The sequence below is a fragment of the Mesorhizobium sp. M7A.F.Ca.MR.176.00.0.0 genome, assembly GCF_004023165.1.
Lineage (GTDB): Bacteria > Pseudomonadota > Alphaproteobacteria > Rhizobiales > Rhizobiaceae > Mesorhizobium.
The window spans coordinates 1-9,533 of the sequence record NZ_RZTC01000165.1; the positions used below are offsets into that span (position 1 = coordinate 1).

The window sequence follows — 9,533 nt, forward strand, 5'->3', positions numbered from 1 at the left end:
TTCTCCCCGTCACTATACGGGGAGAAGTGCCCGGCAGGGCGATGAGGGGCAGCGCCGGCTTCCACAATTGGTGGTCCCGCCACACGTTGAAACTGTCACTGGTCTGAAGCGATTGCCAAGCCGGCTTGCCCCCAGTCAGCTTGCCTTGACGCGCCGCAGCCGCTATCGCCTGCCCATTGCACACCTGCCCAGGACAGACCATGACCCGACCGATCATCGTGTTCGACCTCGACGGTACGCTGATCGACACAGCGCCGGACCTGCTCGACAGCCTGAACCACAGCCTTGCCGCCAGCGAGATCGCCGCGGTCGACGAAGCCGGCTTCAGGCGTTTTGTCGGTCACGGCGGCCGGGTGATGATCGAGCGGGCCCACGCCGCCCATCAGCGATCGCTTGCCGTCGAGGAGCACGACCGGCTGCTGAAGCTTTTCCTCGACCACTACACGCTCAACATCCCCGGCAAGTCGCGCCCCTACCCCGGTGTCGTCGAGGCGATAGCGCGCTTCGAGGAGGCCGGCTATGTCCTCGCCATCTGCACCAACAAATACGAAGCCAACTCGCTGGCGCTGATCGAGGCGCTCGGCCTGACCAAACATTTCGCGGCCATCGCCGGCCAGGACACGTTCGCCTTCCGCAAGCCCGACCCGCGCCATCTGATCGAGACCATCAAGCTGGCCGGCGGCGACCCGCACCGCGCGCTGATGGTCGGCGATTCGCAAACCGATATCGACACGGCAAAAGCCGCCGGCATCCCCGTGGTGGCGGTCGATTTCGGCTACACCGACCGCCATGTCCGCGAATTCGAACCCTCGGCGGTGATTTCGCATTTCGACGCCCTGACGCTCGATCTGGCGCAAAGGCTGATCGCCGCGGCTGGAAACTGACCGAAAGGCGGCCGGCGCCGCGTCGCAGACAGGGCTGTGAGGGCAGCAAATCTGATCCTTATCAGAACGCTGGACACCGCCTTGACTTCCCGCACCTGCCTCCCTTATATCGCGGCTCGCTTGGCCTTCGGGCAACGAGCGGGCGATTAGCTCAGCGGGAGAGCACACCCTTCACACGGGTGGGGTCGCAGGTTCAATCCCTGCATCGCCCACCAATATTTTCAGATACTTAGCTGGATATTGGCATTGTTCCATGAAAAAAACATGGAAAACAAGGATGCACACGGGCGCACATTTGCGGCCTACCTGCGCCCGTGCAGTTGATCGTTCTCCTTCTTCGCAGCCGCCCTTCTGTCATCAATCCATTTCGCGAGATCGAGCAGGTGCACGCCCTTCGCGGCCTTCTGGCTGTGCTCGATCCTGACCAAGGGCAAATCAATCTCGCCGTCGGTGGTCTTGCGCGCGAGCACCTGCGGCGTGAGGTGCTGGAAATAATCGCGGCACACAGCCTCGATAGGGATGATCGCCGCTCCATTGTATTGCGCAAGCAACAGAAATGCAGTGTTCATATAAAGCCCTTCCTTAGGTTCTTCGTCGCCCAATTGGAGCTATTGCCTTACTTTCCACCCGACTGGCAAGTGTTGCTGGAAGCGCAACAATACACACCACAGTCGCAACACAGTCGGTTCTCACCCTGCAAGTCGGTGTTCGGCGTTCAACGCGCCATAGACGTTGTCTTGCCAATAGTTTCCTTCAATCCAGGCGGCAGCTGTGGCCTTGATCCGACTTTCAGTTTCTGTTCGCGCCGGGAGAGACGAGATCGTTTGCGCAATGGCGAAGGCCGGCGCGCTCGCAGCGTCGATCGCCGCGAACTCGTCATCAACGCTGATGTCATCCGGCAGAGCGTCGATCTTCGCCCTGGAATACATCATTGCCTGCTGTAGCAGGATGCCAAGGAAATTCATTTCGCCTTCGAAAACAGGGCTATTGCTGATCATGGTGTCATCCCTTTCGGTTTTGATGTCAATCAACGGTATCCCTAATAGATAATCCGTTATCTGTGAAGGTCAACCAGAAGGAAGGTATTGTCAACCCATTTTGGATACCGTAATATCTTTTTTAGATATCGAGAGGATTTGTAGAATGATCAATGCAGAACAGATGCGTGCCGCCAGGGCGCTACTCGACTGGACCCGAGATGACCTCGCCGAGAAGTCTGGAGTGTCAGCGCCGACAATCAAGCTTATGGAGACGCGCGGCACAGAGCGAAGCGTGATCGCTACTGTGAATGCTGTTCAGGCGGCGCTTGAGGATGCCGGCGTTGCATTCATACCAGAGAACGGCGGGGGCGCTGGGGTGCGCCGAAGGGAGCCGAGCCAGCCAAGGAATCATCCTTAGCGGCTCACTCCTGTCAGTGTAGCCGCCCCAGCGCGTATTCAAGCGGTGAAACGTCCTCCCCGTGGGCTCTCCGCCAAGTAGCATCAACCGCGCGGTTGATCTGTGTCGCCGGCAAGCCGGTCGCGAGACCGGTAGCATTGATGGTCGACTTGATCAGTTGCTTGCTTACCTCGCCTGTTTTCAAGAACTTCGCGAACTCGACAAGCGGCTTGGCAATCTCAGAGGTGATTGCGCCATAGGAGCCGCCGCCATCGAAACCCTGGAGCGGCCCCGAGATATCGCGGACGCCTGGAATGGTCGACATGACGGAAAAGCCCGTCTGCTTCGCGAGGAACGCCGCCCACCCATCGTCTTTGTCGTCATCGTCGCCGCCAGGCAGTTGCCCCTTGATCGCCGCGCCGATCACCGCCTCCAGGGTGAACAGGAAAGCCATGTCCAGCGACCAGGATAGCGCCTCCTGGGCTGATCGGGCCGACAAACCCTCTTGGCCGATTAAACGCTTTGCTTTTCCCGTCCGTTCATAGGCGACATTGAACTTGGCGAACATGTACGAGCCCAGCGCCGTGAACAGCCGCACAACGTCATTCTGGCGCGCGGTGCGCGATACGGACCCGCGCTCGACCGCAGAGCGGTCAGGGAACAGGCCGGAAGCCTGGGCGCGCTTCACCAGGCTGTCAGCGTGAGCGACCGCCTTGGCCTCGTCGTTGCCGTTCTGGCGCAACCCCTGCCGATAGCCTGCAAGCCACGTAGGCACGTCTGCCAGGTGCCATTGCGTTTTGGTCATCAACCAGAACGCCAGAGGCCCGACGATCTCCGCCTTGATCTCTCCCCATCGTGTGGCAACCGGCCCGGTTTTCGGATCGGCGTAGAAATCATAGATATCCTTGTTGAACGTAGTCTGGCGCGAAGCCATGAACGGCGACTTGGCTGCGACCTCGCTTGCCGTGGCGATCGGATTTTTCGCCATCTGCATGATACCAACGGTCATGTCCTTTTTGCCGACAACAACCATGGACTGAGACAGTCCGACAATCTGCATTGCGACCGTCGAAAGGTTGAATGCCAATTTAGCCGCGGTGAAGTTCGACTTGAGCGTTCGGGCCGCGCGCCCGACCAAATCGGCCGATTTTATCTCACCCTGCCCAACGTCCAGAAGCCACGTTTCCAGCGCGTCAAAATCTGCCTGCTTGCCCGCATCCATGAAGGCAGTGCGAACGTCGCCGTTCTGGAGAACGCGCCAGGAGTTCGCGACTGGCTCGCTTAGCTCCAGGTCATAGATCACTTGGTTGACGTGGCGATGCAGCACCGACATGTCGAGTTCAACCGCACGGCCAGACGATTGCGCGCGCTCTTTCAAATGGCCCTGCCTCGTCTGGGCCTTGCCGAACCGACCGCCCTGCAACGACTGCCAGATTTCATTTTCCTGATCATCACGGGTGAGCGACGACAGGCGCGGATCGTATTTGAGCGGGTAATAGCCGCCCTTCAACGTCTTGCCGGCGATCTCGACCGGCGACGGCTCGACCCACCCAGGTTCGACGCCTGTAGCGCGGCGCTCGCGGGCGGCGATATCGTCTTTGAAGGATCCGACATAATCCCAGACCGATTGCACGAAATCAGCGTCACGGGCATCGAGCGAGGCGATCACGGCTGCAATCTGGGCCTCAGTCAGCGAGCCGCGAACCTTGGGGTCAGTCAGCCGCGCGCGGTTGCCTTCATTGCCAAGATTGAGCGCGACCGCGATTTTCTCCCACTTTGAAAGCGCATAGCCCAATTCAGGGACATGCTTGCGGACGGCCATGTTGCGGCGATCCTCTTTCGGATAGACAGCATAGAGGTTTTCGAGATCGCCCGCCGCCGCCTCCTTACGGGCGATAAGGCGGTGCATAGCCTCATCGATCGGCGTCTTGATGTTCCGATACGCCGCGCCGTCATCCTTGAACCCGTCGATCTCGCGCAGCATCGTGCCGGCGTTCAGCACGATATCGAAGAACTGGCGCACCCTATGTTGCGCGGCCTCGCCCTTGGTGGCAACGCGACCGGGCGGGCGCTTGGGCAAGTTCGCGTCGAAGGCTGCGACGACATCGGTCACGGCAACCGCAAGGTCGCGCTCTTTCCCGGCGTCGATCAGCTTGTTCCAGCGCAGCGCCATATGCTCCAGGTTCTTGAGGCTGTCGATCACGCCGCGCATTTCTTCGACCGGCAGGGTTTTATATGGCCGACGCGCCGCGTCACTCAGGACGCCCTCAGGAATGGCAAGCTCGTTTTCCCGGCCCGCAGCCGTCATTGCGGCCGCGAACGCGTTCAGCGCCCCGCGCCGGCTCTCGGCGGCCCCACTCAGCTTGCGGAAGTCATAGCGCTCCATGATCTCATCAATCGCGCCCAGATAGTCGATCCGCGCATTCTCGCGCCGGCCAGCGCCCGCGATCTTTTCCCGCGTCGGTTTCTTGGCGAGACGGCCAACAAAGTTCTCCGCCTTCTCGACCTCATCGGCGACGTTGCGCGCCTCCATATAGAGGGCATGATTGATCAACTGACGGCGTTTGGTCTCGACCAACTTGGCGACCAGATCGTTATAACCGAGCGATGTTGCCGTGCGCTCGCCGCCCTTGATCGTGAACGCGTTCCCCGACTTGCTGACGGCCTCGCGATCGGCAACCGTGAACGTCGATTGCGTCGTTTCGAACTTGGCGTTGTATGCGTCGATCGCCGAGGCGACGGCATCGGATGACGCCTTGCCCTTCGATGCGGCGCGCGCCTTGGCCTCAATGCGGCGGCGCGAGGCATCAAGCCAAACCTTTTCTCGAGATAGCATCGCCCCGAGCTTGGCGGCTTCCTCAGCGGCCTTGCGTTCGGCGGCGAGGAACCGGCTGGAGTTCATAGCATCACGGACACGCATGCGCGCAATCGACGTGCGAGCCGACGCCCGAGCCTCTTTCGCGGTCATGCCAATGCCGGTTCCTGCGACCTCGACAACGGCCTTGAGTTCGGCGGCGATCCATTGGCCGCGCTTGTCGGAATGAACCGCGTCCATTGCCGCCGCCTCGACCGCGCCGTCAGTCAGCACGTCGCCGTGACGCTCGCGCATCACCTTGTCCGTCTCTGCCTCGATCGCTTCCTTGCGCGGCGGAGCTTTTTCAAGCGCCTGGACAAGCTCATCGCCGCTATCGAACCCGAACCAGCCGGCAGCGTCGTCAGGGTCAATCCCGCCCTCGACCGCGTAAATGGTTTGCATGCCGCGCGGGAGCGTTTTCAGGATATTCTCGCCATATCGGTCGATCAGGATTTGCCTGGACAAGCGCATGCTGGGGACTTCTCTCGGTTGACCTTCACCCAACCAGCGGCGGTTGCCCATCCATTCCCAGGCGCGATAGTAGCGATAGGTGTTTACGTCGCGCTCGACCTCCTCGCGAACTTTGGCGCGTTCATCCTTGAACCACTTTTCTTGCGCGCGCTTCACCGGGGCCATCGCCTCGCGCAACAGTCGCGCCTTGGCGTCATCCTCCGCCTGATCCCTCAGCTTAAGGAAAGACGCGAACTCGCCGGGAGTGAGGCCCATCTGTTCCGCCGTGGCGAAGATCGGCCCGCTATCTCCGGCCTGATCCTTTGCCTTGGCGATCTCGTCATCCGAGGCGAGCATGCGCCCGAAGACCTCGCGGATATCATCCGAGATCGAGACATTGAGCCCGGCCAACTTGCGGTAGACCGAGATCAGCCAGGAGCGGAATTTCTCGAACGCGCCGCGCAATTCGATTGACGGCGCTTTGCCTTCCATCAGGTAGCTTTCGAACCCGCGCGCCCACTGCTCTTGCATGCCGACATCAACCGCCGCGTCTTTCATCAGATCGCCGGTCGTGCCGTTGGCGAGCGCCGCGTTCACATCGTCGGCGGTCAAGGCGACATCGGGCATGACGCGCATGCCGTCTTTCGCCACGGCGTCAGCGTTGTCGCGCCACCATGCCTTGACCGTTTCCATGTCGCCGCCTGACGTCGCCTCGCCCTTGTCGGCGAGATCGCGCAGCACGGTCAGGAAGTAATGCCCGCTCTCATGCAGGAAGGTGGACAGATCGGCGCTTTCGAACAGGCGAACAACCGTGTCGCCATTGCCGACGCCGCCGCCTGGGAACTGGATCGAGCCGCGCCCGCGCACGTCGCCGGACTGCCCGTACTTCTGCCCCTCATCGGCCTGATCAGCCTGGACAGCCGCGCGGATTGCGTCGTCGCTGTCATCCAGCCCGACGCCCAGGCTGTTGAGGTATGCCTCAATTTGATCAAGCTGCGCATTGTGATCCGCCGCAGTTGCATCGACCGCGCCCGCATAGTCGGGCTCGCCGCGCATTTCGCGCGAGATCGCGTCAAGCAGCGCGTTGCCGATGTTCGGCGCTTGCCGCCCTTCCCTGACGGCGTTGCGGTATTCGGTCGCGACCGGATCGTTCGCCAGATAGCCGGCCTCAATCGCCGCCTGGGCGACATCATCAAGCCCGTGCTTCTTCCCGCTCGCCTGCCCGAACATGTCGCGCACGCCGTCGACAAGCCCGCCACGGGCCAGCTTGAGCGACTTCTTGCCCTTGCGCTTGATCGTGCCGGCGTCGAGCGCCTTCAACTCGCCGCCCGTGTCGTTGATCCCGCCGTAATCCGAAATGAACTCAGCGAGCGATTGCCGCTTGTCAGAACCGGCAGAGCGTTGGGCGCGGGCTTCGGCGAGCGTCCGGTTCAGCGCGTCAACGTCGCGAAACTGCATGCCTTCGGGCAGCGATCCACGCACTTGGGGCAGCGGATAGGCGCGCATGAAATCGTCAACGGTCTGGCCCGAGCGTTCGGCCATGACGCGGTAAAACGATGGATATAGCGCCGCCTCATTCGTGGCGACATCGGTTGACCGGCCAGCCTCGCGCAGCCGCGAAACCATCGTGTCGTAGATTTGCTGTTCGTGCGAGCGCAAGCCTTCCTGCTCTTGCCTCACCTCCTCCGCCGCCTGCCACGCCTCATCGAGCGCGTCTTGCGAATGCTCGTTGAACTGCTTGGCCTCCAGCGCCGTGAACTCATTCGGATCGAACCGCATGTTCTCCATAAGGAAAGCATCGTGTTCGGTGCCGGCGAGCTTGGCCGCATAGGTGGCGGTCGGGATTTGGATATCGCCGCCGCCCGCAAGCGCAACGTCCAGATCGTCGCTCGACACGCCATCAAGTTCGCCGATCACATCATGAGGATCGAGGCCCAGGCTTTGGAAATACGTCGAGAACTGTTCAGCCGGAACATAGACGTTCTCGACCGGCCCGTTAGCGGTCGCTGCCTCGACAAACTGGCGGAACTTGTCGGGCGTGCGGGCGCGGACCTGTGACGCCTGGGCGTTCGCCGAAATCTCGCCAAGCTGGGCGACCGTGCCTTCCGCCGTCTTTGCCTTGCGACGATCCGTGACCAGCTTGCGCCCGGCGATCGACATATCAACCGGCGCCGTCGCGATCTCCGCCAGCCCTTCCGCGACGATCTCGTTCCAGTCGATCGGCTGGCCCGTTGCCATGCGCGCCGAAAGCTCGCCAAGCGAGCCGCCGATCGCCTGTTGCACCGACTGCGCAAGCGCCTCGACCATAGGATTGTGAGACAGCGCCTTGCCGCCAAGGCCCGCCGATACCGTATCGAACGCGCCGATGATCAGGCCGCGAACAACGCCCTTGTCGTTGGCTTCCTTCAAAATCGACGGATCGCTGAGAACCCGGCCAACGTCACCGGACTTGTTGAGGTCGATCCCTTTCTCAGCCAGGAAGTCAGCGACCGAGGTATAGCGCTCAGTCGCATAGGAGCCCGCGCCCAGCGCGGCAATGCCCACCGCAGGGTTGCGCGTGGCAACCGTCGCGCCGATCGCCGCCGCCATCTGTGGCGCGCTCTCGCCAGCCGTCTCCAGCGCCCAGGACAGGACGCCAAGCGGATGCTGCAAAACCGCCTTGCCAACGTTCTGCAGGGTTTGCCCGATGGTCGCACCATCAACGAACATGGTCTTTTCGGCTTCCGTCGCAATGCCCGATTTCGGGATTGCCTTGAGCCGGTCGATGTTGCCTTGCAGCGCCGTGGCGTAGCCGGTCGCGTTTGCGGCGTCGTCGGTCCCGGTCAGATCAGCAAAGCGAGCGTCGACATACCGCCCAGCCGCGCCGACGATATCGCCCAGGTTCGGCAGCAATTGAACGTCGCCGCTGCCCGTGGCGACGGTATCGCGCTCACTGTCAAGGATTTGCCCAAACGACTTTTGCCGGTCCTGGAGCCGGCCCGCCGTCTGGTTGAGCATGTATTGATTGCCCATCTGCCCGAGCCGTTCGCCGGCCCGCGAGAGCGTATTTGTCGCGCCCTGCCCAAAGCCTTCGAACCAGGACAGGTTTTGCAGATCGTCCTTGGCGAGCGCTGCGTTGTCGGGGCTGCGCAGCCATTCCGTCAGGCGCGGCGCGGTCGACAGGATCGTTTTGTTTTTCGCTTCCTCGATCTTCTGTTGAAAGACGTTGCGGAATTCCTTCACCATCGGCAGCGGCGGAACCGGGTTCCCCGTGGCCTTGCCGAACTCATTGGCGAGGTTGAGATCGCCGGCCACGGCGTCGGGCTTCTCAGCGGTTGAGCCAAGTACAATCTGGGCCGCGCCGACGCCGTTCTGTTGCTGCTTGGCTTTCCAGGTTTCGTATTCAGCGATAGTTGGCAAGATTGATCTCCCTTTGTGTGTGTTATGAGCGCAGAACGAGCCGGTGGCCTTGCCGAAAGCCGACCCCGACAACCGAGACGCCACAGTCGTTCAGCTGACCGTTCAAACCGTCGATTGCTTTTCTAAGAGCGGCATACATGCTCCCCGGCGACGGCCCGCCATCGGGGTCGTCGGCGTACATGGCGTCAAACAGCCTTTCGGTCGGGACTGGCATGCCCTTGCCGTGCCATACCGCCTCTAGGACGGCAGCTGCATGGCCGCTGATATTCCGAGCGGAGATCATGTCGTTAAGCTCCGGTGTGGGCACAGGCTGGTTGCAGCAAGGGCACGTCATCAGCGGTACCCCCGGCGCTTGGCTTCCTTGATGGCCGCGCGGACGAGGCGCGGATCATTGCCCGCACCATGGCGCTCCAGGCTAGCGACCACGCCAGGACTGACCAACTCCATGTCCGCGATGAACCGGCGCGCAATGCTGATATCGCCCTCAGCGACCCCGGAAGCCGCCAATTCAGACATGCCGGCGACGAAACCCTCCTCGATCTGTTCGGGCGTCGGTGGCGAGAAGCTGT

Annotated in this window: 5 protein-coding genes and 1 tRNA gene; 2 read left to right on the forward strand and 4 right to left on the reverse strand. The window is 61.7% G+C overall.

What is annotated here, in order from left to right:
• Positions 1-200 precede the first annotated feature (200 nt).
• Positions 201-884 (forward strand): phosphoglycolate phosphatase, encoded by a 684-nt coding sequence (locus tag EOB59_RS31935; RefSeq protein ID WP_128290109.1) that lies wholly within the window; start codon positions 201-203, stop codon positions 882-884.
• 140 nt (positions 885-1,024) lie between these two features.
• A tRNA-Val gene (locus EOB59_RS31940) sits at positions 1,025-1,099 on the forward strand.
• Between the two features lie 87 nt (positions 1,100-1,186).
• Here EOB59_RS31940 and EOB59_RS31945 read toward each other — a convergent pair.
• The 4 genes from EOB59_RS31945 to EOB59_RS31985 form a co-directional block, all read right to left on the reverse strand.
• Complete coding sequence (locus tag EOB59_RS31945; protein ID WP_128290110.1) at positions 1,187-1,453, reverse strand: pyocin activator PrtN family protein; 267 nt, start codon at positions 1,451-1,453, stop codon at positions 1,187-1,189.
• 120 nt (positions 1,454-1,573) lie between these two features.
• Positions 1,574-1,882 (reverse strand): hypothetical protein, encoded by a 309-nt coding sequence (locus tag EOB59_RS31950; protein ID WP_128290111.1) that lies wholly within the window; start codon positions 1,880-1,882, stop codon positions 1,574-1,576.
• A 413-nt stretch (positions 1,883-2,295) separates the two neighbouring features.
• Positions 2,296-8,964: a hypothetical protein gene (locus tag EOB59_RS35445; RefSeq protein WP_164895816.1), complete on the reverse strand. Its 6,669-nt coding sequence runs from the start codon at positions 8,962-8,964 to the stop codon at positions 2,296-2,298.
• Between the two features lie 333 nt (positions 8,965-9,297).
• Positions 9,298-9,533: hypothetical protein (locus tag EOB59_RS31985; RefSeq protein WP_206622087.1), on the reverse strand; the 236-nt coding region annotated here is incomplete at its 5' end.

Bases quoted from the DNA above. Each gene is read 5' to 3' on its own strand.
- EOB59_RS31935 (WP_128290109.1), top strand. From the start codon at position 201: ATGACCCGACCGATCATCGTGTTCGACCTCGACGGTACGCTGATCGAC.
- EOB59_RS31945 (WP_128290110.1), bottom strand. From the start codon at position 1,453: ATGAACACTGCATTTCTGTTGCTTGCGCAATACAATGGAGCGGCGATC.
- EOB59_RS31950 (WP_128290111.1), bottom strand. From the start codon at position 1,882: ATGATCAGCAATAGCCCTGTTTTCGAAGGCGAAATGAATTTCCTTGGC.